The organism is Azospirillum isscasi, assembly GCF_030849505.1.
Taxonomy (GTDB): Bacteria; Pseudomonadota; Alphaproteobacteria; order Azospirillales; family Azospirillaceae; genus Azospirillum; species Azospirillum isscasi.
The window spans coordinates 1-22,318 of sequence record NZ_JAUJFI010000010.1 but is presented as its reverse complement, the minus strand read 5'-3'; the positions used below and the strand labels follow the sequence as shown (position 1 = coordinate 22,318).

Here is a 22,318-nt window from a genome sequence, read left to right as displayed (position 1 = left end):
GCTTGCGTTCTGCTCAGCGAACGCTCCACATTTGGGAGGACGCCATGAGCCTCGGCACCATTCTGCTCATCATTTTGATTCTCGTTCTGATCGGCGCGGTTCCGGCATGGCCGCACAGCCGCGGCTGGGGCTACGGTCCCAGCGGGATCCTCGGCGTCCTGCTGCTGATCCTGATCGTGCTCCTGCTGATGGGCCGGATCTGACGGGCAGACCGGCGCCGTTCCCGCTCCGCCGGCGGTCCCCGGGCGTCACGCTCCGGGGCGGCGGCCGGGACGGGAACGGCGCCCGTTCCGCATGACGAACATCAGCCAGCCCACCGGCCCCAGAATCAGCACCATCACCACCCAGCCGGCCCGCGGGCCGAAGGGGCAGCGCGTGCCGGGCGGGGGACGCCACGGTCCGCCGCGCCGCGACAGCATCACATGCAGAAGGGGCGCGCCATAGAGCGCGAACAGGATCAGCCAGGGTGTCAGCTCTCGTGCCATGGCGGCATCCTACCCCAGATCGGATGACCGCTCCCACCACGGAGCGGCGGAAGCGCCGCTGCGCGCGCTTGTCCGATGGGCAAATCAAGTGGTAATACCGCAATGCAGGAACGGGCATCATGCGTAAGGGGCATGATTGCGCCGCAGCATGGGGCCGGCCTATCCTCACCGGCGTTCGATAAGCCGAAAGGCCGATGTCATGGCGATTGAGATCGAGCGGCGATTTCTGGTCAGGAAGGACATCCGTTCCCTGTGCCGGGACGGTCTGTCGATCGTCCAGGGCTATCTGCCTTCCGATGACGGGCGAACGGTGCGGGTCCGGGTCGCGGGTCCGGACGCCACGCTCACCGTCAAAAGCCCCCGCCGCGGCCCCTGCCGGGAGGAGGTCGAACACCCGCTGCCCCTCGACCTCGCCCTGGGCCTGCTGCGTCACAGTTGCCGGGGCGGGCTGATCGAGAAGACCCGCTATCTTTCCCATCACCATGGTCTCTGCTGGGAAATCGACGTATTCGGGGGCGAGAACGCCGGGCTGGTGATCGCCGAGGTCGAACTGTCCCGCCCCGACCAACTCGTCCCGCTTCCCGACTGGGTGGGGGCGGAGGTCACGAACCGGGCGGCCTACAGCAATTCGTCCCTGGCCCGCAGCCCAATTCGCGGTTGGGCCAGCGCCGCCTGATTCAATTCTTCCGGCCCTCCTTCCGATTTGGCAATCAATGGCATTGCCGCCGCATCCCCCGCGGAGGGGCGGAACCGCCGTCGTCACCGGGCCAAGCGCCGGTCCCGGTTGACCGGTGAAGCGGGAAAAAGGAGGCCCCGGTCCGAAGGGGAGCCGGGGCCAAGTCTGCGTGGATGACTGTGTGCAGTGCAGCAATCCGCGTGCCAGATTGTGCGGGATCTCCGGCGACCCGACGAAAGGGGAACGCAGCCCAGCGCCGTCCTGTTGAGAAAACGCCGCCCGGTGGGGCGGCGGGCAACGGCGAACGGGAGTCCGGCACGATGGTTCAGCACGAAAACCGGTGGAGGGACGAGGCCCGCAACCCGGACGAGGACGACCGCCAGGACGTCCGCGACCGCAAGGAATTCGGGCGCGGCGCCTACGGCGCAGGCGGTTCCCCGCGGAGTGACTACAAAAGCGGCGGTTACGATGAGCGCGATCCCGGCCGCCGCTGGGGGAGCGACTGGGGCCATGCCGAACGCGGCTGGCATCGCGACGAGCCCATCGGCATGGCGCGGGAGCGCGGCTTCTGGGAGCAGGCCGGCGACGAGATCGCATCCTGGTTCGGCAACGACGACGCTGAACGCCGCCGCCAGGACGACGAACGGCGCGCTCAACACCGGGGCCGCGGGCCGCGGGGCTATGCCCGGTCGGACGAGCGCATCCGCGACGACCTGAACGACCGGCTGACCGAGGACCCGTACATCGACGCCACCGACGTCGAGGTTTCGGTGGCGGGCGGGGAGGTCACCCTGGACGGTCGGGTGGACGACCGCATGGCGAAACGCCGGGCCGAGGATCTGGCCGACTCGGTCTCCGGTGTCCGTCACGTCCAGAACAATCTGCGCGTCCGTCCGCAGGGCGGCACGATGGCCTTCTGAGGCCGCCGCCGGGCCGCGCGCCGGACCCCCACACCGGCCCTCCCCTGCGCTGACGCGGCAGGGGAGGGGGGTGCTCAATGGGTGGCGCCGTTGCCGGTGTCTTCGGCCATGAAGGGGCTGTACTGCTTGTCCACCGACTGGATGTGCTCGATGAACCATTCCTTCAGAAGCAGGATCAGGTCGATGCGCAGCATCATCTCGTTGCTGTCGTCATCGTCCAGGCACAGCTTCTGCACTTCGTCGATGAAATAGCGGTGGGCGGCCCGGTGGGTGTCCAGGCCGGGATAGCCCTGCTGTTCCATCAGCATCTCTTCCCGCGCGAAATGCACGGTCGTGTATTCCCGCAAGCCCCCCAGCAGGCCCGACAGGCTGGCGCGGTCCTTCTCCGCGATCCCGGCCTTCAGAAGTCCATTGAACATGTCGAGCAATTTCCTGTGGTCGTCGTCGAGAACTTCGACGCCGACGCTCATTGATTTATCCCAGGCAACATCTTGCATCGGATCAATCCTTTCCGAGGGCCGGGTCACGCGAGTATAGAGGGTGCGTAAATCTTGCATCGGGATGTTAAGACCGGCAACCACGGAGGCACAAGCGGCAAAAAACCGCAGGCCACAGGTTGCACTGCACCCTGCCGGACTTGCGGACCGGGCAAGGATATGCTTTCCCGCGCGCCGTCCAGGCATTATGAAAATGCAAGGGATCTGCGGAGTTCGGGACGATGGCGCTGCTGGACGACATTCTGGAGAAAAAGCGGGTTCTGGACGACGCGCGGCCCTTGCCGATGACCGTGGTCCGCGATCTGGCGGACCGCTTCGAACGCGGCCTGACCGGCGCCTGCCTCATCGTGGAGGGGGTGGACCTGTCGCCCGAGGACGTGCGCATGGTGCTGGACCGCGGCGCCGCGCTGCGCAGCCGCCCGGCGGAACCGCAGCGCCTCGTGCTCAACCACCGCGCGGCTCTGGAACTGATGGCGCGCCTGTCCTTCCAGGGCGGCGGGGTGGTGACGGAGCGCACCATCGCGGCCTTCCACGGCGTGCTCTACCAGGGGATCGACGCGAACGCCGGGCGCTACCGGGAGGGCGCGCTGAAGGACGAGGCCGGCGCCTCGCCCGATCCGGCGAAGGTGCGGGTGTCGATGTCGGCCCTGTCGGGCTGGCTGCGCCGGACGGAGCCGGGGCCGGAGGCCGCCTTCGAGGCGCATCACCGGCTGATGAGCGTCCGCCCCTTCTTCCAGGGCAACGCCACCACGGCACTTCTGCTGTGCAACCTGATCCTGAACCGCGCCGGTTTCCCGCCGGTGGTGGTGACGGAAGAGGACCACGACATGTACGGCGCGATGGTGGAGCGCGCCTGGTCGCTGGGCGACAAGACGCCGTTCCGCGACCTGATGATGCGCCTGCTCGACCGCAGCCTGAACCTGTGCCTGCGCAGCGCCGCCCGCGCCGTCCGCGACTTCGAGCATCCGGACGAGGACGAACACGGCCAGCTCGAGCGGCGCTGAGGGCTAGTCCCTGGCCGGCAGCAGCAGGCGCGACGGGCGGGTGCCGCCGCCGTGGACCAGCAGGGTGATCGGCTGCGCGTCCACCAGCCGGGTTTCGCCCGGCTCCGCCCCCGTTCCCGGATTGACGGGATAGGCCGGGAAGCAGGACCCGGCGATGCTGAGCCGCAGCGCGCTTCCGGCGGGCAGGGTCGCGCAGAGCGCGCGCAGGGCCACCGGCAGGGGGCGCTGCTCGCCGCCCGGCTCCACCCGCGCGTGGCCCTGGCTCAGCGGCAGGACGCGCCCGTCCGGCAGGACGGCGGACAGGACGGCGCTGACGTCGAAGGACGGGGCGTCGGCCTCCACCCAGATCTCCAGGGCGGCCAGACCCGACAGGGTCAGCGGCGCGGCGAGCGGAGCCGTGTCGTAGACCGCCACGTCGGGCCGCGCGTCGATGGCCGCACGGTCGCGCGGGCCGGCGCCCGGCACCGCATGGCCGCCCACGGCGGGCACCGGGTTGCGCGGATCGTGGACCAGCACGTCGAGGAACGCCTCGTCCGGCGCACCGTCGCGCAGGGCGCCGCCGCCGTGCCGCGTGGCGAGGCCGTCGCTGGCCAGATGCAGGGAACGCGCCGCGGGCGGCAGGGCCGGCAGGTCGCGCCAGCGGCGTTCCAGAACATCGAACAGACGGATCGGACCGCCGCGCTCCGCGCCGTTCATCTCCCCCTTCAGGAAGCGCCCGAACCAGCCGAGTTGCAGGGCGTCGAAGGACGGCACGTCGGAGGGCGCCGGACCCTCGGTGCGGGCATGGGCCGCCACGCCGTGGCGGTCCCACGGGCCGACCAGCAGGCGGACGGCGCTGTCGCTGCCGCCGGACAGGGCGCCGGACAGGGCCTCATGCGCCTCCAGCGTGCCGGTCAGGCGCGGGTCGTACCAGCCGCCGATCTGAAGGATGGAAACCTCGCCCACCCCGCCGGACAGGGCGTGGCGCGGCGACAGCCCGTCCCAGCTTCCGCCCGGACCGGGGGTGGTCAGCCAGTCGTCGTAATGGCAATGGCGCGCGTATTCGCGCAGCACCCGCGGACGCGAGGGGATCTCGTCGTCCAGCGGCAGGGCGCGCGTCGCCTCCAGAAGCGCGCGGTAGGCCGCGCCATCCTCCAGCCGGCGGGCGGATTCCGCCGCGCAGTGCAGCGCCCAGCCCATGGCGTCGGCCAGCCGGAAGGCGCCGCCCTCCGTCGCCCAGTCGGTGAACACGTCCCAGCCGGCCAGCGCCGGGACCACGGCGCGCAGCGCGGCGGGCCGCTCGGCCAGGGCCAGAAGCTGCGCCATGCCGGCGTAGCCGCTGCCGTACATGCCCACCGTGCCGTTGGAACCGGGCAGGGACGCCGCCCAGGCCACCGCGTCGGCGCCGTCCTCCCGCTCCGCTTCGAAGGGGCGGAAGCGGCCTTCCGACGTGCCGCGCCCACGCACGTCCTGCACCACGACCACATAGCCGCGGGCGGCGTACCAGCGCGGGTGCGCATACTGGGTGGTCATCGCCGTGCGCCGCCCGCAGGCGAGCCGGAGCAGCAGGACGGGCCAGGGGCCGACCGCGTCGGGACGGTACAGGTCGGCGTCCAGCCGCAAGCCGTCGCGCGTCCGCATGGACACGGTTTCGGGGGGCCGGACGGCCAGGAGAGGCGGCTGTTCGAGAATCACCGGGGCCATATGGGTCATGGAGCGCCGTACCGAGCAACAATGACCGGAGATTCTCGCAAACCCTGTGCCACGACCGGACAGGCTGCCTTCGAGATGCCCTCTCCCGCCCCGGGAGAGGGAAGGGGCCCGCGCAAAACGCAGGAAGGGTGAGGGTATCGGCAAGAATCGGCGCCTCGATCCCCGGGCGACCCTCACCCGGCGCCTTCGGCGCCACCCTCTCCCGGGGCGGGAGAGGGATGCCCAAAGGATGGGCAGGCGCCCTTCTAGACGCCTTTCTATAGGGCGCCGTTACGAATCGTAGGCCATCAGCGAGACGCTGGGCACGTCCAACTTGTCCCGGCCGTTGAGGAAGGTCAGCTCCACCAGGAAGGCGGCGGCGCGCACGTCGGCGCCGACGCGGCGCAGCAGGCTGATCGCCGCGACCATGGTGCCGCCGGTCGCCAGCAGGTCGTCCAGGACCACCACGCGCTGGCCGGGCTTCACGGCGTCGGCCTGAACCTCGATGGTGTCGGTGCCGTACTCCAGGTCATAGGAATGGGCCACCTTGTCGCCCGGCAGCTTGCCGTGCTTGCGCACCATGATGAAGCCGGTGCCGAGCGCCAGGGCCAGCGGGGCGGCGATCAGGAAGCCGCGGGATTCGATGCCGACCAGCAGGTCCGGCTTGTGCGGGCGCAGCGCCTCGGCCAACTGGTCCACGGCTTCCTTCCACGCCTCGGCGTGGGCCAGCAGCGGCGAGATGTCGTAGAAGAGGATGCCGGGCTTGGGGAAGTCGGCGATGCCGCGGATGTGGTTCTTCAGGTCGATGGCGTTCGGCATGGTGAATAAGGTTCCTGTGCAACGGCGGCGCCATACTATCGGGCCGGCCAACCGGGTGCAAACCACCGTTGCGCGGCTGTTTTTTCCCGGGCTTGAGGTTGACCGTCGGGGGGGCTTGCGGCCAAGTTCTCCCCACAAGCACGAACAGCGCCGCAAGGCGGAACCGGACGGGAAGGGCAGGACGGGGCATGGCGCGCGAAAGGGCGTGGTTGGAATCGTCGCGCGCTGACGGCGGCGGTGGCGGCGGCGGCGGGTGGATGCTGACGGCCCTGGGCCACTGGGACCTGAAGGCCGCCGGTTCGCTGTCGGGCGCGCTCGACCGCTTCGCGCTGGACGGCGGCGGCACGGTCAGCCTGGACCTGTCGCGGCTGGACGCCATGGACACGGTGGGCGCCTATCTGCTGTCCACCCTGGCCGACCGGCTGAAGGCGGCGGGCCACGCCGTCGATCTGGCCGCCGTCCGCCCGGAGCACGCAGCCCTGTTCGACGCCGTGCGCAAGGTCGGCCCCGCGCCGGTGGAGCGGGCGGAGACGCCGCGCCCCATCCTCGACATGCTGGAGCGCACCGGGCGCACCGCCGTGGATGGCCTGCGCGAGGGGCGCGACCTGCTGTCCTTCCTCGGCCTGATCACCATCACCTTCGGACGGCTGCTGCTGAACCCGCGGCGGCTGCGGTTCCGCGCGGTGATGTTCCACATCGAGCAGACCGGGCTGAACGCCCTGCCGATCCTGGGGCTTCTGTCCTTCCTGATCGGCGTGGTGCTGGCCTTCCAGGGGGCGGACCAGCTCCGCCGCTTCGGGGCGGAGCTGTTCGTGGTCAACCTGCTGGGCGTGTCGATCCTGCGCGAGATCGGCATCCTGATGACCGCGATCATCGTGGCCGGGCGCTCCGGCTCCGCCTTCACGGCGCAGATCGGCACCATGAAGGTGAACCAGGAGGTGGACGCCATCAGCACGCTGGGGCTGGACGTGGTGGAGCTGCTGGTGGTGCCGCGCGCGCTGGCGCTGATGATCACGCTGCCGCTGCTGGCCTTCTACGCCGACATCATGGGGCTGTTCGGCGGTGCGGTGATGAGCTACGCGACGCTGGACATCACCTTCGGGCAGTTCATCCGGCAGCTTCACGGTGCCGTCACCCTGCCGCATTTCCTGGTTGGACTGGTGAAGGCGCCGGTCTTCGCGCTGGTGATCGCCATGGTCGGCTGTTACGAGGGGCTGAAGGTCTCCGGCAGCGCCGAGAGCGTCGGCACGCTGACGACCAAGTCGGTGGTGGAGTCCATCTTCCTGGTGATCGTGCTGGACGCGGTGTTCTCCGTCCTGTTCTCCTTCCTCAGGCTGTGAGGGGCCGTGGCGGCGGATAACGACAAACGGTTCGACGGCAAGCAACCGGATGCGCAGGATGCGGTGATCCGCGTCCGCGGGCTGGTCACGCGCTTCGGCCCGCAGGTGGTCCATGACGGGCTCGACCTCGACGTGCGGCGGGGGGAGGTGCTGGGCGTGGTCGGCGGGTCGGGCACCGGCAAGTCGGTCCTGCTGAAGGAGATCCTCGGCCTGATCCGCCCCGCCGATGGCCGGATCGAGCTGCTGGGCCGCGACACCGCCGACCTGCCGGAGGCGGAGCGGGTGACGCTCCAGGCCCGCACCGGCGTGCTGTTCCAGAACGGGGCGCTGTTCAGCTCGATGACCGTGGCGGAGAACGTCATGGTGCCGCTGAAGGAGCACACCGACCTGTCGGCGGCGCTGGCGGCGGAGATCGCGCGGGTGAAGATCGCCATGTCCGGCCTGCCGCCCAACGCCGGGGCGAAGTTCCCGGCGGAGCTGTCGGGCGGCATGGTCAAGCGCGCCGGTCTGGCCCGCGCGCTGGCGCTCGACCCCGACATCCTGTTCCTGGACGAGCCGACCGCCGGGCTGGACCCCATCGGCGCCGCCGCCTTCGACCAGCTCATCCGCAACCTGCAGCGCAGCCTGGGGTTGACCGTCTTCATGGTCACCCACGACCTGGACAGCCTGACCTCCATCTGCGACCGCATCGCCGTTCTGGTGGACAAGAAGATCCGCGTGGGCACGCTGGAGCAGCATCTCCGGGACCCGCATCCCTGGATTCACGACTATTTCCACGGACCGCGCGGCCGCGCCGCGCGCCATGCAGAAAGCTGACCGGACGCCATGGAAACCCGCACCAGCTACATCCTCGTGGGCAGCTTCGTGTTGGCCTTGCTGGCCGGACTGTTCGTCTTCACCGTCTGGGTTGCCAAGATCCAGTTGGAGGAGACGCGCCAGCCCTATTACATCTACTTCACCGGTTCGGTGACCGGCCTTCAGGAAGGCAGCCCGGTGCGCTACCGCGGCATCCCCGTTGGCACGGCGACCGACATCCGCCTGGACCCCAACGACGTCAGCCGCGTGCGCGTGCGGATCGAGGTGCAGGAAGGCACGCCGATCAAGACCGACTCCATCGCCTCGCTGGAGGTGCAGGGCATCACCGGCGGCGCCTACGTCCAGATTTCCGGCGGCACGGAGATGAGCGAGCTTCTGCGCACGGCGCATGACGGCGGCATCCCGGTCATCCCCTCGCGCCCTTCCTCCCTGACGGTGTTCGTGGACGCGGCGCCGCAGCTTCTCAACCGGGCGCTGGACCTGACCAACCGGGTGGCGGACCTGCTGACGCCGCAGAACCAGGCGGCCATCGCGGAAATCCTGGCCAACACCCGCACGCTGACCGCCGAGCTGGCCCGCGCCAGCCAGGGGCTGGACGCCACGATGGCGCAGGCCAACCGGACGCTCCAGGGCTTCGAGACGGTCGGGCCGCAGCTCGGCCAGACCATGGAGCAGGCGCAGCGCACCCTGGCGGCGGTGGAGAGCGGCACGAAAACCCTGACCGGCGACCTCCACACGCTGGCCGGTTCGCTGAACAAGACCGCCACGCAGTTGAACGCGATGATCGGGGAGAACCGCGGCGCGCTGCGCGACTTCACCGGCGGCGGGCTGTATGAACTGACCTTGCTGATCTCGCAGTTGCGCGACCTGTCGGGGCAGGTGTCCCGCGTCGTCACGCGGATCGAGAACGACCCGTCGAACTTCCTGTTCGGCGGAACCCGCCAGGGCGTGGAGGTGCGTGGACGATGACGAGCCGTTGGACGAACGCGACGGGGGCGGCGCTGCTGGCGCTCGGCCTGACCGGGCCGATGACCGGCTGCGCGGCGCTGAACCCCACCGCGCCCAGCCTCTACACGCTGACGCCGGGCGCGGTGGCCGATGCCGGTCTGCCGCGGGTGAACTGGCAATTGCTGGTGGAGCCCCCGGCGGCCAGCGCCGGGATCGACACGCCGCGCATCGCGGTCACCCGCTCCGCCACCGCGCTCGACTACTTCGCCGGGGTGTCCTGGGCCGACCGCGCGCCGGGCATGGTGCAGGGGCTGATCGTCCAGTCCTTCGAGGACAGCCGGCGGATCGTCTCGGTGGGGCGGGATTCCGCGGGGCTGCGTTCCGACTTCGTGCTGAAGACGGAACTGCGCGATTTCCAGGCGGAGTTCGCCGACGACGGCGCCACCGTGCCGGACCGGGTGCGCGTGCGCCTCTCCGCCAAGCTCGTCGCCATGCCCAGCCGGACCATCGAGGCGGGGGACACCTTCGACGCCATGGTGCCGGTGCGCGGATCGGACTTCACCGACGTGATCGCGGCCTTCAACGAGGCGTTGGGCCAGGTTCAAGCGGCGCTGGTGGACTGGACGCTGCGCAGCGGCAACGCCGTGTTCCGCACCGGTGCCAGCCGTTCCGGCTGAGGAAAGCGCTTGCTATGCGTACAAAGCCTCATACGTAATAGGGATCAAGGAAGGGCAGGGACACGGGGCAGAGCATCCGATGATCGGGCTTTCGGAGCTTTCGCGCGACGAGTTGCAGGCGATGTCCGAGGCCGCGCAGGAGGTCCGGCTGTGCCAGCGCGTGCTCGCCAAGACCGGCGACACGGTGGTGGGGGAGCTTCTGCGCGGGCACGGCACGCTCTACGAATGGCGGCATTACCCGCCGGGCGACGTGTACGATGCCGAATACCACGCGCAGTATTATTACCACTGCCACCCCGAGGACGAGCGGCCCGACGGCGAGCACGGCCATTTCCACACCTTCCTGCGCCCGCTGGGGATGCCGCCGGGCATGGAGCCGATGCCGCTGAAGGATTACGAGGAGCCGGACAACCCCAACGACGCCCTGTCCCATCTGGTGGGGATCGCCATGGACGTGGCGGGGCAGCCGGTGCGCCTGTTCACGACGAACCGCTGGGTGACGGGGGAGACGTGGTACGCGGCGGACGACGTGATCCGCATGCTCGACCATTTCACGGTGGATCACGCCCGCCCGTCCTGGCCGGCGAACCGCTGGATCTCCGCGATGATGCGGCTGTTCCGGCCCCAGATCCACAGCCTTCTGGAAGAGCGCGACCGGACCGTCGCCGCCTGGGCCGGCCGCCACCCGGACGGCTGGGTCTACGAGGACCGGTCGCTGGAGGTCACGTCGCAGATCCTGATTTCGGTGGAGGAGCAGGTCGCCGCCGTGGATCAGGCGCTGCGCGGCGTGCGGCGGCGGTCCTCCGTGCTGCCGGAACCGCCGCGCTTCGTCACGCCTTGAGCTCCCTCTCCCGTCCCGGGATAGGGAAGGGGCCCGCGCCGGAGGCGTGGGAAGGGGGAGGGTGCTGGCAAGGATCAGCGCCTTGATCCTCGTACGACCCTCACCCGGCGCCTCTGGCGCCACCCTCTCCCGGGGCGGGAGAGAGGTTTTCTCAAACCGGCAGCAGCGCCTTGCCCGCCGCAGTGCCCGGAACCTGCCGGGCCTGGGCCATCACCGCCTTCTGGACCTTTTCGAAGGCGCGCACCTCAAGCTGGCGCACGCGCTCGCGCGAGACGTGGAAGTGCTGGCTCAGCTCCTCCAGCGTCAGCGGCTCCTCGCGCAGGCGGCGGGCCACCAGGATCTGGCGCTCGCGGTCGTCCAGCACGCCCAGCCCCAGCTTCAGGAAGTGCTGTCGGCGCTTGCGCTCCTGCGCGCCGGCCAGAACGGTTTCCTGGTCGGGACGCTCGTCGGCCAGAAGGTCCAGCCATTCGCTGTCGCCATCCTCGGCCAGCGTGGCGTTCAGCGAGCGGTCGCTGCCCAGCCGGCGGTTCATCTCCACGACGTCGGCCTGGGACACGTCCAGCGTCGTCGCGATGCTCTCCACCGCCTCCGGCGACAGGTCGCCGCCGAACGTGCCGTTCTCCGCGTCCTGCAACTGCGCCTTCAGGCGGCGCAGGCTGAAGAACAGCTTCTTCTGGGCCGCGGTGGTGCCGATCTTCACCAGCGACCAGTTGTGCAGCACATATTCCTGGATCGCCGCCCGGATCCACCAGGAGGCGTAGGTGGCGAAGCGGAACCCCTTGTCGGGGTCGAACTTCTGCGCCGCCTGCATGACGCCGACGTTGCCCTCGGCGATCAGGTCGGACAGCGGCAGCCCGTAGCCCTGATAGCCGCGGGCCATTTTGAAAACGAGCCGGAGGTGGCTGCCGATCAGCCGGTCGAGGGCGCGGCGATCCTGCCGCTCCCGCCAGCGGATGGCGAGGTCGCGTTCCTGTTCCGGGGTGAGGTAGTCGTACTTGCGGGTTTCTTTCAGAAAGAGGGTAAGGGGTTCGCCAGAAACTGCCAGTTCCGTCAAAGAGCTTCTCCTGATTCCGGCATCCTCGGGAAACACCCTGCAAAGGGCCGATGAGCCCCGGCCCGGCTGGCCGGCGGGGCCATCGGAGCGGGGTGGGATCGGCTGTGGCCCAGGGCCGGCCGTGAATGAGCGGATGTCGGCAAGAGCTTAGAAATAAGAGACCCCGGCCGCGGTTCAAGGGGTGGGGGGAAAGAAAGTATCCGTAGCCGGAAAATGGGAACTCCCTGGAATGGGCCGCGTTTGGGGTCGGGGCGGGCCACCCGAATCCGGCCCGGACGACCGCCAACGGAGGACCGCGGCCATGGACCTCGATCCGCTGCTTCTGTCGCGAATCCAGTTCGCTTTCGTGATTTCTTTTCACATTCTTTTTCCCTCCTTCACGGTGGGGCTGGCCTGCTGGATCGCGGTTCTCGAAGCGCGGTGGCTGATGACCGGCAGGGCGCTGTACCGCAGCCTGTCGGAATTCTGGACGCGGATCTTCGCCATCTCCTTCGGCATGGGCGTGGTGTCCGGCATCGTGATGACCTACCAGTTCGGCACGAACTGGAGCCGCTGGTCCGACATCGTCGGCAACGTGCTGGGGCCGCTGATCCAGTACGAGGTGGTCACAGCCTTCTTCCTGGAGGCCGCCTTCCTCGGCATCCTGCTGTTCGGGCGGGACCGCGTGCCGCGGGGCATCCATTTCCTGGCGGCGGTGCTGGTGGCGACGGGGACGGTGCTGTCCTCCTTCTGGATCCTTTCGGCGAACAGCTGGATGCACACCCCGGCGGGGGCGGAGTTGCGGGACGGGCGGTTCTTCGTCACCGACTGGTGGGCGGTGGTGTTCAACCCGTCCTTCCCCTACCGGCTGGCCCACATGCTGACGGCGATGTTCCTGACCACCGGCTTCGTGGTCGCTGGCATCAGCGCCTTCTACCTGATCCGCAACCGCTTCCTGGAGCACGCGCGGGTCGGGCTCAGCATGTCGCTGGGGCTCATCACCGTCCTGGCGCCCCTGCAGATTTTCCTGGGCGACCTGCACGGGCTGAACACGCTGGAGCACCAGCCGGCCAAGATCGCCGCCATGGAGGGCCATTGGGAGGGCGGGGCGCGGGCGCCGCTGATCCTGTTCGCCATCCCCGACAAGGACGCCGAGACCAACCATGCGGAAATCGCCATCCCCGCCCTGTCGAGCCTGATCCTGACCCACGACTGGGACGGGGTGGTCCCCGGGCTGAAGCAGTTCCCGGCGGACGAGCGGCCCAACCCGGAAATCCTGTTCTGGACCTTCCGCATCATGGTGGCGATCGGCGTCGTCATGCTGACGGTGGCGCTGATCCATCTGGTCCAGCGGGTGCGCGGACGGCTCTACAGCCCGAACTGGTTCCACCGGGTGCTGGTCGGCTGCATGCCGCTGGGCTTCGTCGCCATCCTGGCCGGGTGGTTCACCACGGAGATCGGGCGCCAGCCCTGGGTGGTCCAGGGCATGATCCGCACCGCGGACGCGGTGACCCCGGCCCTGACCGGCGGGGCGGTGCTGACCTCGCTGGTCGTGTTCGTTCTGGTCTACGCCGTGATCTACGGGGCCGGGACCTACTATCTGTTCCGGCTGCTGACCATCGGCCCGGCGCGGCTGCTGGACGAGGATCTGGAGATCCCGGCGGTGACGCAGGGCCACCAGCCGAAGCGGCCCCTGTCGGTGCCCGGCGAATCCATCGAACCCGCGGAGTGACGTCCATGGAAGGCAGCCTGCTCACCCTCGCCTGGGTCGCCATCGTCGGCTTCGCGGTCTTCATGTATGTGCTGATGGACGGCTTCGACCTGGGCATCGGCATCCTCTACCCCTTCGCCCCCAGCGAGGAGGCGCGGGACGTCATGATGAACTCGGTGGCGCCGGTCTGGGATTTCAACGAGACGTGGCTGATCCTGGGCGGGGCGGGGCTGTTCGCGGCCTTTCCCATCGCCTACGCCGTCGTCCTGCCGGCCATGTATCTGCCGCTGCTGCTGATGCTGATCGCCCTGATCTTCCGCGGCGTGGCCTTCGAGTTCCGGTTCAAGGCGCGAAGCAGCCGCCATCTGTGGAACAAGGCGTTCTTCCTGGGATCGCTGCTCGCCACATTCGCGCAGGGGGTGGTTCTCGGCTCCTTCATCCAGGGGATCGAGGTCGAGGGGCGGAACTTCGCCGGAAGCATGCTGGACTGGGCCACGCCCTTCAGCCTGTTCTGCGGTTTGGCCCTGATCGCCGGCTATGCGCTGCTGGGAAGCACCTGGCTGATCTGGCGGACCATCGGCATCCTGCAGGACTGGTGCTTCCGCGTGGCGCGCCGGCTGCTGATCGTGGTGCTGGTCATGGTCGCGGCGGTCAGCCTGTGGACGCCCTTTCTGGAGCCGTCCATCGCCGCGCGCTGGTTCTCGGTCCCCAACATCCTGCTGCTGTCGCCGGTGCCGCTGATGGTCGGCTTCCTCGCCTTCGGCCTGTGGCGGGCGCTGGACGAGGGGCGGGAGGTGCTGCCCTTCGTCTTCGCCATGGGGCTGTTCGCCCTGTCCTATCTGGGGCTGGCCATCAGCCTGTGGCCGGTGCTGATCCCGCCGGGGATCACCGTGTGGCAGGCGGCGGCCCCGCCGGAGACGCAGGTCTTCCTGCTGATCGGCATGGCCTTTCTGGTTCCGACGATCCTGGTCTACACCGCCTACAGCTATTGGGTCTTCCGCGGCAAGGTGACGGGGGCCATCGGTTATCATTGAGCGCTGCTATCATTGAGCGCGCGGCGGCCCTTGGCGTACAACAGCCGACCCCTTGCGATGGAGACAGCGCCATGACCCCAGACACCGCCCCGGACATCAGCTTCGCCGAGGTGATGCTGCGCAAGGGGGCGGAGCTGTTGCAGGGCACGGTTCCGGAGGACATAGCGGAGGAGGCGGTGAACATCATGGCCCGCCGCCTGGCCATCGCGGCGACGATGGACGCGCCGCTGGTCGTCCACGCCGAGGGCGGCGGGCGGCCCGAGATGTTCGAGGAGGCGATGCGGCTGGTCGGCGTCTCCGCCGGGGAGCGCGCCGCCGCGCTGGCCGAGGCCCGGCAGACGGAGCGCGCGGTGGTGTTCGAGTTCGACGGCACCGGCCCGCTGACCGGCAACCGCGTGGTCGCCGCGGTGCTGCGCCCGGAGGACCGTCCGGACCTGCTGGAAGCCTATATCGCCATCGGGCGCCTGCGCGACGGCGCCGCCCAGATGACCGTCGCCCCGGCGACCCTGCGCCTCGACGCCCGCGCGCTGGGGGAGACGCTGGCGCTGATCGGCCCGGCGGCGCGGCAGAGCGCCAACGCCGCCAACGCCGCCATGGCCCACGCCGCGGGAATCACCGCCCTGCCGGGGCATGAGCTGGACAGCCTGCCGGGGGCGCTGGTCGCGCTGTACTGGCACGCCTTCTGCCTGTCCTCCGCCCGCACGCGGCTGCGGCCCACCGGGCCGGACGCGCCGACCCTGCATTGAGTGCGGAGGACGCGCCCATGAAGGTGTTGTTCCGCGCCGACGCCGGCCCGTCCATCGGGGCCGGGCATGTCATGCGCTGCCTTGCCCTGGCCGAGGCGGTGCAGGAGTTGGGCGGCGATGCCCTTTTCGCCGCGGCGAGCCTGCCGCCGGCGCTTGAGGACCGCCTGCGCGCCGGTGGCATGGAGATCCACCGGATCGGCGCGGAGCCCGGCAGCGCCGCCGACCTCGCCGCGACCCGCACGGTGGCGGCGCGGACCGGCGCTGCCGCCATCGCGCTGGACGGCTATGGTTTCGATGAGGGCTGGCGGGCCGGGCTGGCGGAGACGGGGCTGTGCGTCCTGGCCTTCGACGACGCCGGGACGGGGGAAGCGATTCACGCCGGGCTGATCGTCAACGCCGCCCCGGACGCCGGGTCGTTGCCCTATGGGAAGGGGAATCCGGACGCCCGCTTGCTTCTCGGTCCCGCCTACGCCCCGCTGCGGCGGGAGGTGAGGGAGGCCGCGGCGGCGCACAGGGCTCCCCTGGAGGAGCGCCGGGGCCTGCTGGTGACCTTCGGCGGCTCCGATCCGCTGGGGCTGACGGCCCCGGTGGTGGAGCGGCTTGCTCCCAGGCTGCCGCCCGGCGTCCGGCTGGACGTGGCGGTCGGCGGTGCGGTGCGGGACGCGGGGGCGGTGGAGGCCGTGGCCCGGCGTTTCAAAGACAGCGTGCGGCTGCACCGCGACACGCCGCGCATGGGGCAACTGATGGCGCAGGCCGGGCTGGCCGTGTCGGCGGCGGGAACCACGACCGGCGAACTGGCTGCCATCGGCACGCCCGCCGTCCTCGTCACCATCGCCGACAACCAGCTGGAAGCCGCCCGCCAGTCGGAGGCGCTGGGCTGGTGCGCCCTGGTTCCCGGACAGACGGAGGGCGCGCCGGAGCGGATCGCCGCGGCGGCGCTGGGGCTCTGGGCCGATCCGGCGCGGCGGCGGGCCATGGCGGGCAAGCTGGCCGGCATCGTCGATGGTCGGGGTGCCTTGCGCATCGCACAGGCGTTGTCGGAGGCGGTCACAAGCGCATTCGATTACCCCTCTCCCGGAGCGGGAGAGGGGAAGGAAGCCGATGTCACCCCGCGGTGAAGCCGCCGTCCACCGGAAGCACGGTTCCCGTCACCCAGCGCCCGCTGTCGGCCAGCAGATAGGCCACCGCGTCGGCCACATCCTGCGGCGCGCCGTAGCCCAGTGGGTGGGCCGCGGCGAGCGCGGCGTTCTGCTCCGCCGGCAGCATGGCGAACTGCTTTTCCGCCTTGGCGCCCAGAACCACCGCGGGGGCCACGACATTGACGCGGATTCGCTTGTCGGCCAGTTCCAGCGCCAGCGACTGCGCCACCGACACCAGCGCCGCCTTGCTCGCGGCGTAGAGCGAGCGGCCCTTCTGCCCCTTCAGCCCGGCGACCGATCCGACATAGACGATGGACCCGCCGCCCGGCGCGAAGACGCCCTTCTGGTGGAATCCGCGCGCCAGCATCAGCGACGCCCCGACGTTCAGCGTGAAATAGCGGTCGAACTGCGCCCGGTTGACCTGCCGCAGCACCGAATAACCCTGCTCCGACGCGGAATGGATCAGCCCGGCGAAGGGACCGCCCGATTCCGCCAGCCCCTTCATCCAGCCGGGAATGGCGTCCAGATCGGTCAGGTCGAAGGGGGCGGCGGCGTGCCGGTCCGGGTCGTCCAGCAGCGCGCGGGTGGCCTCCAGCGCGTCGGCGCGGCGGCCCACCAGCGTCAGGGCGGCGCCCAGCCCGGCCAGCGTCCGGCAGATCTCCCGTCCGATGTCGCTGTCGGACGAGGCCCCGGTCACCAGCAGGCGCCGTCCCGTGAGGTCGAGCGGGTTGCGCATGGTCCGGCGGCCTTACGGGGTCAGCAAGGGGAAGTCGTCGGGGATCTCCTGCACCGCCGGGGCCGGGATCGGCCCGACGTCGGCGACCACGGCACCCCAGGACCAGCCGACGCCGAACCCGGCCAGCAGCATCTTGCGCGTGCCGGTGGACAGCGCCTCGCCCAGCCGGTGGCTGACCGCCAGCGGGATGGAGGCGGAGCTGGTGTTGCCGAAATCGTGCATGTCCACGATGAATTTTTCCGGCGGGAACTTGGTCTTCTTGCGCAGATGCTCCAGCATGAAGGCGTTGGCCTGGTGCATCACGCAGAGGTCGATGTCCTCCACCCCCACCCCCGCGAAATCGAGCGTCTCGCGGACCAGCGGCGGCACGGCGCGCAGCGTGAAGGCGAAGACCTCCGCCCCGTTCAGCGACAGGCGCGAGTCGGTGAACATCCGCTCCTGCTTCTCCGCGGACCAGGGCTCGCGGCCCGGCACCAGCGAATTGCGGCGGCCGCCGGCCTTGACCCAGATGTTCTTCGCCCCGCCGCCGTCCGTGCCGACCACGACGTGGATCGGCGTGGCCCCTTCGGTGACCTCCAGCGCCACGGCGCCGCCCGCGTCCCCGAACAGGGGCAGGGTGGAGCGGTCGCCCGGCACGAGGTGGCGCGAGCTGGTGTCGCCGCACAGCACCAGCGCCCGCCGGCCCGTCGATCCCCCCAGCAGCCGCCCGGCCATCCACAGGCCGTAGACGAATCCCGAGCAGCCCAGATTGACGTCGAAGCAGGCCGCCCCCGACGCCAGCCCCAGCCGCTTCTGCATGACGCAGGAGGTGGCCGGCACGTTGTAGTCCGGGTCCTGCGACACGAAGATCAGCACGTCCACGCTGGCCGGGTCCCAGCCGAGCTGCGCCAGCAGCCCTTCCGCCGCCGCCACGCCCATGTCCGACGCGCAGATGTGCGGCGGGGCGATGCGGCGCTCATACACGCCGGTGGTGGCGAACAGTTTCTCCGCCTCCTCCGCCGTGAACAGGGAATGGTCTTCCATGAAGGAATGGCGGTGCGGCGGCACGGCGGCCCGGAACCCCGCGATGCGCACGCCCTCGATGATGGCCTTCAACGGATGCTTCCTCCCTCCGGTGCCCGTCGTCCGGCCTGGACTTGGGCGAATTCGGAGACTATTAACCGAAAGAACGCTAGGGTCGAATGATTAACGAACCGATAAATGGGATCAGCCATGGATGACCGGGTTCAGATGAAACAACTCGCGTACCCGCCGGACACGGTGATCCCGCCACAACGATATTCCGGCGATGCGACGTTCGCCGAAGAAGTGGCCAAAATCTTCCGCCGGGCCTGGATGTTCGTTGGTTTTGCAAATGATTTGCAGAATGACAACGATTTCATCACGGCGGAAATTGCCGGAACGTCGGTTCTGGTCCAGAACTTCGGCGGAGAGTTGCGGGCCTTTCACAACGTCTGCACCCACCGTTACGCGCAGATCCATCTGAGACCTTGTGGAAACGGCAAGCCGGTCTGCCCCTACCATGGCTGGATTTTCAACCGCGACGGTGTTCCGGTCGGCATTCCCGGCAACCGCGAGCATTTCGGGTTCGACGAGGCGGCCAGGAAGCGTCTCGCCCTGCCGCGATTTGAGGTCGGGGTGCGCGGCCGATTCGTCTTCGTCCGGCTGGAACCGGGCGGGCGTGGGCTGGATGAGCAGCTTGGCGCCTATGGGCCGGTTCTGGACCATCTGTCGGAGATGTTCACCGATCGCATCGACGAGGACGTGCTCCCCTGGGACGCGAACTGGAAAACGGCGCTGGAAAGCGCGCTGGAAGTTTACCATGTCGACGCCACCCACCCGGAAACCTTCAAGAAATTCGCCAAGAAGATCTGGATCTGTTCCTACGAAGGGGAGCATTCACGGGGCACGACCCATCTGTCGGACACTTCCGCCCGCTGGTGGGACGGGGTGATCGAGCGGCTGGGGCTGCCGCGCAGCGAGATGCTGCGGAACTACGACCACTTCATGATCTTCCCCAACCTCGCCATCGGCGTCACCCATGGCGCGCTGATGAGCGTGCAGACCTACGACCCGGTCGGGCCGGATCGCAGCAACCTGCATTTCCGCCTGTTCCTGGGCGAGACCTCCAAGCCGAAGACCAAGGGCGGGCCGACGCGCAAGGCGGTGGAGGCCAACGTCTGCGGCTTCAACCGCACCGTTTTGGACGAGGACCGTCGAGTCGCCGAATCCGCCCACCGCGGGTTGAAGCAGGTGCAGGTCCCGGCGGCCCTCGGCTCCTGCGAGGAGCGCATCGCGGCCTTCCACCAGGCGTGGTTCGCGCGCATGGCCGCCGAATGAATCCTCTGGTCGATCTTGCCGGGCGGCATGTTCTGGTCACCGGCGCCTCCGCGGGGATCGGGCGAGCGACGGCGTTGCTGGCCGCCCGGCTTGGCGCACGGGTCACGGTGAACGGACGGGACGCGGGGAGGCTGGAGGAAACGCTGGCCCTGCTGCCGGGGGAGGGGCACCGGCCGGCCGCCTTCGACCTGTCGGACAGCGACGCCGTCCCCGGCTGGGTCAAGGCGCAGGCGGACGCCGGCGGCCCCATCGCCGGGCTGGCCCACTGCGCCGGCGTGCAGGTGGGCAAGCCGGTGCGCGGCGTGGACCGGGCCTTCTTCGACGGCATCCTGCACGCCAACCTGCTGAGCGCGCTGGCGCTCGCCCGCGGCCTGCGGCAGAAGGGCTGCCACGCCGAGCCGGCGGCGCTGGTGCTGGTCTCCTCCGTCGCCGCCGAGATCGGGCAGCCGGGCAACGTGGTCTATTCCGCGGCAAAGGGCGGGTTGGTGTCGGCCACCCGCGGGCTTGCCATGGAATTCCTGCGCGACGGCATCCGCGTCAACTGCGTCGCCCCGGCGATGGTCGAGACGGAGATGATGGAGCGTTTCCGCCGCACCACCACCGCCGACCAGTTCGAGGCGATCCGCGCCGCCCACCCCATGGGATTCGGCAGGCCGGAGGACGTGGCATCGGCCATCGCCTTCCTGATGTCGGACGCCAGCGGCTGGATCAACGGGGTAATGCTGCCGGTGGACGGCGGCTATCTGGCGAAGTGACGCCGCATTTTTTCGAAGGGCAGGGGTCCATGTTCCGCTTCCGCCGTCCGGCGCTCGACGATGCCGAGATGATTTTGCGCTGGCGCACCGAGCCGTCAATCACCCGGTTCATGTTCACCGATCTGGAAAACCCGGACGTGGAGCGCCAGCGTGCGTGGCTCGCCGCCATGGAGACACGCCGGGATTTCCGCCATTTCATCATCGAGTATGAGGATCGCCCGATCGGCTACCTGTCCTATTCCGACATCGACTGGGTGCATCTGCGCTGCTCCTCCGGCTCCTACATCGTGGAGGAGCGGGACCGGCGGAAGCTCGCCGGCTTCCTGCACAATTTCATCATGGATTACTGCTATTACGGCATGGGGATGAACAAGATCGTCAACTACTTCATAGAAGGGAACGACACGGTCATCCGCATCCAGCGCGTGCTGAAAACCCGCGAGGTCGGGGTGCTGCGGCAACATGTCCACAAATACGGCCGCTTCCATGACGTCTATGTCTTTGAGACGCTGCGCAGCGAGTGGGAGGGGCACATCCGCCTCTTCCCACGCGAAACCACGCTGGCGGCCTTCGCGGAATAGGCCATGCGGAGAGGGGCTTACGATGGGCGGTCCGCCGGGAAAGTTCGCCATCACCCCCACCGAATGTTTGACCAATCCACCGCCGACGCGGTATGCGGCGGATGTGGGTGCGGCGCGTTTGCGCCGGGAGCATGAGGGGAAGCACGGTGCGGCCTGAGGAAGCCCTGACGGACATCGACGTCACGCTGCTCGCCGGCGGTCTCGGCTCGCGCATGCGCGGCGTGTCGGGCGACACGCCCAAGGTGTTGGCGCCCATCGCGGGCCGCGCCTTCCTTGGGCATCTCCTGGACCATCTGGCGGCCTACGGCGCGCGCCGGGTGGTGCTGTGCCTGGGCCATCTGGCCGACCGGGTGACGGCGTGGCTGGCCCAGGGCGACACCAACCGCTCGCTGGACGTCGTCTGCCAGATCGAGCCGAGCCAGATGGGCTCCGCCGCGGCGCTGGCCTACATCCGCAAGGACCTGACGTCGAGCACCGTCCTGGTGATGAGCGGCGACACCTTCCTGGACGCCGACCTGCGCGCCTTCGTCGCCTCGCACCGCCTGTCGGGGGCGGAGGCGTCGGTCCTGTGCGTGGAGGTGGAGGACGCCGCCCGCTTCGGCCGGGTGGAGGTCGGGCCGGACAGCCGGGTCCGCCGGTTCCTCGACAAGGCGCCGGGGCGCGGGGTCATCAACGCCGGGGTCTATCTCTTCTCCGCGGCCTTCCTCGACCGCATCGCGGCTTCCGGGGCCAGTTCGCTGACCCGCGACGTGCTGCACCGGATGCCGCCGGGCACGCTGCACGGCCACATCGCCAAGGCACGCTTCATCGACATGGGCACGCCGGAAAGCCTGGCGGTCGCCGCCAGCGTCATCGGCGGCCGCGAGACCTGAGCGGAACGGGCGCCGTGGCGACGCTGGACGAGGCGCTGGCCATCGCGCTCGACCTTCACACCGCCGGGCGGACGGAGGAGGCGGAAACCCTGTACGGGCGCATCCTCGACGTCGTCCCGGACGAACCGAACGCCCTTCACCTCTACGGCCTGCTCTGCGCCCAGGGCGGGCGGCTGGATCAGGCCGCCGGACTGCTGGTCCGGGCGGTGGCGCTGCGCCCCGGCGTGGCCGAATACCGCGCCAACCTCGCCATGCTGCATCAGGCCCGCGGCAACCCCGCGGCGGCGGCGGAGGAATACCGGGCCGCCCTGACCCTCTGCCCCGACTCGGCGGCGCTCGCCTTTCCGCTGGCGGGAACGGCCCGCGAGGCGGGGCACGGCGGGCTCGCCGTGGCGGCCTATCGCCGCACCACCCTGATCCAGCCCGACCTTGCCGAACCCATGGTCCAGGCCGGCATCCTGCTGCGCTACGAGGGGCGGACGGGGGAGGCCGTGGGCGCCCTGCGCCGCGCCGTCCGCCTGCGCCCCGACCATGGGGAGGCGTGGCATCATCTCGGCGTGGCGCTCCAACGGGCCGGGGACCCGGAGGCGGTGGCGGCGCTGGAGCATGCGGCGGCCCTGCTGCCGGAGGACGCCGGGGTCCGGCTGAATCTGGGCCGCGCCCGTTTCGAGGCGGGC

General features: G+C 69.7%; 25 protein-coding genes. 18 read left to right on the top strand and 7 right to left on the bottom strand.

Annotated elements, in window-relative coordinates; all coding sequences use genetic code 11:
* The first annotated feature begins 44 nt into the window (after positions 1–44).
* A complete protein-coding gene (locus QSG27_RS04150) occupies positions 45–203 on the top strand; it encodes a DUF3309 family protein (RefSeq protein ID WP_149467102.1) in 159 nt (52 codons plus the stop codon).
* Between the two features lie 45 nt (positions 204–248).
* Here QSG27_RS04150 and QSG27_RS04145 read toward each other — a convergent pair whose 3' ends face one another.
* Positions 249–485 carry a hypothetical protein gene (locus QSG27_RS04145; protein ID WP_306703866.1) on the bottom strand — a complete coding sequence of 79 codons (237 nt, stop codon included), beginning with the start codon at positions 483–485 and terminating at the stop codon, positions 249–251.
* Positions 486–684: 199 nt separating this feature from the next.
* Here QSG27_RS04145 and QSG27_RS04140 point away from each other — a divergent pair, with 199 nt between their 5' ends.
* Positions 685–1,161 carry a CYTH domain-containing protein gene (locus tag QSG27_RS04140; protein ID WP_306703865.1) on the top strand — a complete coding sequence of 159 codons (477 nt, stop codon included), beginning with the start codon at positions 685–687 and terminating at the stop codon, positions 1,159–1,161.
* Positions 1,162–1,481: 320 nt separating this feature from the next.
* Positions 1,482–2,081, top strand: coding sequence for a BON domain-containing protein (locus QSG27_RS04135; protein ID WP_306703864.1), 600 nt, complete (start codon positions 1,482–1,484; stop codon positions 2,079–2,081).
* A 74-nt stretch (positions 2,082–2,155) separates the two neighbouring features.
* Here QSG27_RS04135 and QSG27_RS04130 read toward each other — a convergent pair whose 3' ends face one another.
* Positions 2,156–2,578: a bacteriohemerythrin gene (locus QSG27_RS04130; RefSeq protein ID WP_306703863.1), complete on the bottom strand. Its 423-nt coding sequence runs from the start codon at positions 2,576–2,578 to the stop codon at positions 2,156–2,158.
* 221 nt (positions 2,579–2,799) lie between these two features.
* Here QSG27_RS04130 and QSG27_RS04125 point away from each other — a divergent pair, with 221 nt between their 5' ends.
* A complete protein-coding gene (locus QSG27_RS04125) occupies positions 2,800–3,582 on the top strand; it encodes a Fic family protein (RefSeq protein WP_306703862.1) in 783 nt (260 codons plus the stop codon).
* A gap of 3 nt (positions 3,583–3,585) precedes the next feature.
* On the opposite strand, the gene QSG27_RS04120 is transcribed toward QSG27_RS04125, so the two are convergent.
* Together QSG27_RS04120 and QSG27_RS04115 are read right to left on the bottom strand one after the other, a co-directional pair.
* Entirely contained in the window at positions 3,586–5,274 is a 1,689-nt protein-coding gene (locus QSG27_RS04120) for a CocE/NonD family hydrolase (RefSeq protein ID WP_306703861.1), read from the bottom strand.
* A 270-nt stretch (positions 5,275–5,544) separates the two neighbouring features.
* On the bottom strand, positions 5,545–6,060 hold the full coding sequence (locus QSG27_RS04115) for an adenine phosphoribosyltransferase (RefSeq protein ID WP_306703899.1): 516 nt from the start codon (positions 6,058–6,060) through the stop codon (positions 5,545–5,547).
* A gap of 200 nt (positions 6,061–6,260) precedes the next feature.
* On the opposite strand from QSG27_RS04115, the gene QSG27_RS04110 reads away from it, so the two are divergent.
* The 5 genes from QSG27_RS04110 (at position 6,261) to QSG27_RS04090 (ending at position 10,694) form a co-directional block, all read left to right on the top strand.
* On the top strand, positions 6,261–7,412 hold the full coding sequence (locus QSG27_RS04110) for an ABC transporter permease (protein WP_306703860.1): 1,152 nt from the start codon (positions 6,261–6,263) through the stop codon (positions 7,410–7,412).
* A gap of 6 nt (positions 7,413–7,418) precedes the next feature.
* A complete protein-coding gene (locus QSG27_RS04105; protein ID WP_306703859.1) occupies positions 7,419–8,228 on the top strand; it encodes an ABC transporter ATP-binding protein in 810 nt (269 codons plus the stop codon).
* 9 nt (positions 8,229–8,237) lie between these two features.
* Complete coding sequence (locus tag QSG27_RS04100; protein WP_306703858.1) at positions 8,238–9,197, top strand: MlaD family protein; 960 nt, start codon at positions 8,238–8,240, stop codon at positions 9,195–9,197.
* Entirely contained in the window at positions 9,194–9,853 is a 660-nt protein-coding gene (locus QSG27_RS04095) for an ABC-type transport auxiliary lipoprotein family protein (RefSeq protein ID WP_306703857.1), read from the top strand. Before QSG27_RS04100 ends, QSG27_RS04095 begins: the two co-directional genes overlap by 4 nt.
* Positions 9,854–9,932: 79 nt before the next feature.
* Complete coding sequence (locus QSG27_RS04090) at positions 9,933–10,694, top strand: DUF6969 family protein (RefSeq protein ID WP_306703856.1); 762 nt, start codon at positions 9,933–9,935, stop codon at positions 10,692–10,694.
* Between the two features lie 151 nt (positions 10,695–10,845).
* On the opposite strand, the gene rpoH is transcribed toward QSG27_RS04090, so the two are convergent.
* A complete protein-coding gene (gene rpoH, locus QSG27_RS04085) occupies positions 10,846–11,748 on the bottom strand; it encodes an RNA polymerase sigma factor RpoH (protein ID WP_306703855.1) in 903 nt (300 codons plus the stop codon).
* Between the two features lie 301 nt (positions 11,749–12,049).
* Here rpoH and QSG27_RS04080 point away from each other — a divergent pair, with 301 nt between their 5' ends.
* The 4 genes from QSG27_RS04080 (at position 12,050) to pseG (ending at position 16,336) form a co-directional block, all read left to right on the top strand.
* Positions 12,050–13,459: a cytochrome ubiquinol oxidase subunit I gene (locus QSG27_RS04080; RefSeq protein WP_306703854.1), complete on the top strand. Its 1,410-nt coding sequence runs from the start codon at positions 12,050–12,052 to the stop codon at positions 13,457–13,459.
* A 5-nt stretch (positions 13,460–13,464) separates the two neighbouring features.
* Positions 13,465–14,472 (top strand): cytochrome d ubiquinol oxidase subunit II, encoded by a 1,008-nt coding sequence (gene cydB, locus QSG27_RS04075; RefSeq protein ID WP_306703853.1) that lies wholly within the window; start codon positions 13,465–13,467, stop codon positions 14,470–14,472.
* A 71-nt stretch (positions 14,473–14,543) separates the two neighbouring features.
* Positions 14,544–15,218 carry a hypothetical protein gene (locus tag QSG27_RS04070; protein ID WP_306703852.1) on the top strand — a complete coding sequence of 225 codons (675 nt, stop codon included), beginning with the start codon at positions 14,544–14,546 and terminating at the stop codon, positions 15,216–15,218.
* Positions 15,219–15,235: 17 nt separating this feature from the next.
* Positions 15,236–16,336 carry a UDP-2,4-diacetamido-2,4,6-trideoxy-beta-L-altropyranose hydrolase gene (pseG, locus tag QSG27_RS04065; RefSeq protein ID WP_306703851.1) on the top strand — a complete coding sequence of 367 codons (1,101 nt, stop codon included), beginning with the start codon at positions 15,236–15,238 and terminating at the stop codon, positions 16,334–16,336.
* Here the strand turns inward: pseG and QSG27_RS04060 are convergent.
* Positions 16,323–17,093: an SDR family NAD(P)-dependent oxidoreductase gene (locus tag QSG27_RS04060; RefSeq protein ID WP_306703850.1), complete on the bottom strand. Its 771-nt coding sequence runs from the start codon at positions 17,091–17,093 to the stop codon at positions 16,323–16,325. The two genes, pseG and QSG27_RS04060, sit on opposite strands and share 14 nt — an antisense overlap.
* Before the next feature lie 12 nt (positions 17,094–17,105).
* A complete protein-coding gene (locus QSG27_RS04055) occupies positions 17,106–18,188 on the bottom strand; it encodes a 3-oxoacyl-ACP synthase III family protein (RefSeq protein ID WP_306703849.1) in 1,083 nt (360 codons plus the stop codon).
* 105 nt (positions 18,189–18,293) lie between these two features.
* On the opposite strand from QSG27_RS04055, the gene QSG27_RS04050 reads away from it, so the two are divergent.
* The 5 genes from QSG27_RS04050 to QSG27_RS04030 form a co-directional block, all read left to right on the top strand.
* A complete protein-coding gene (locus tag QSG27_RS04050) occupies positions 18,294–19,433 on the top strand; it encodes an aromatic ring-hydroxylating oxygenase subunit alpha (protein WP_306703848.1) in 1,140 nt (379 codons plus the stop codon).
* The gene (locus QSG27_RS04045; RefSeq protein ID WP_306703847.1) at positions 19,430–20,188 is read left to right on the top strand and encodes an SDR family NAD(P)-dependent oxidoreductase; all 759 of its coding nucleotides are present in this window, start codon (positions 19,430–19,432) and stop codon (positions 20,186–20,188) included. Before QSG27_RS04050 ends, QSG27_RS04045 begins: the two co-directional genes overlap by 4 nt.
* 29 nt (positions 20,189–20,217) lie before the next feature.
* Positions 20,218–20,769, top strand: a complete 552-nt coding sequence (locus QSG27_RS04040) for a GNAT family N-acetyltransferase (protein WP_306703846.1) — start codon at positions 20,218–20,220, stop codon at positions 20,767–20,769.
* A gap of 146 nt (positions 20,770–20,915) precedes the next feature.
* A complete protein-coding gene (locus QSG27_RS04035; RefSeq protein ID WP_306703845.1) occupies positions 20,916–21,641 on the top strand; it encodes a sugar phosphate nucleotidyltransferase in 726 nt (241 codons plus the stop codon).
* 14 nt (positions 21,642–21,655) lie between these two features.
* Positions 21,656–22,318, top strand: a 663-nt coding sequence (locus QSG27_RS04030) for a tetratricopeptide repeat protein (RefSeq protein ID WP_306703844.1), incomplete at its 3' end; no start/stop codon positions are given.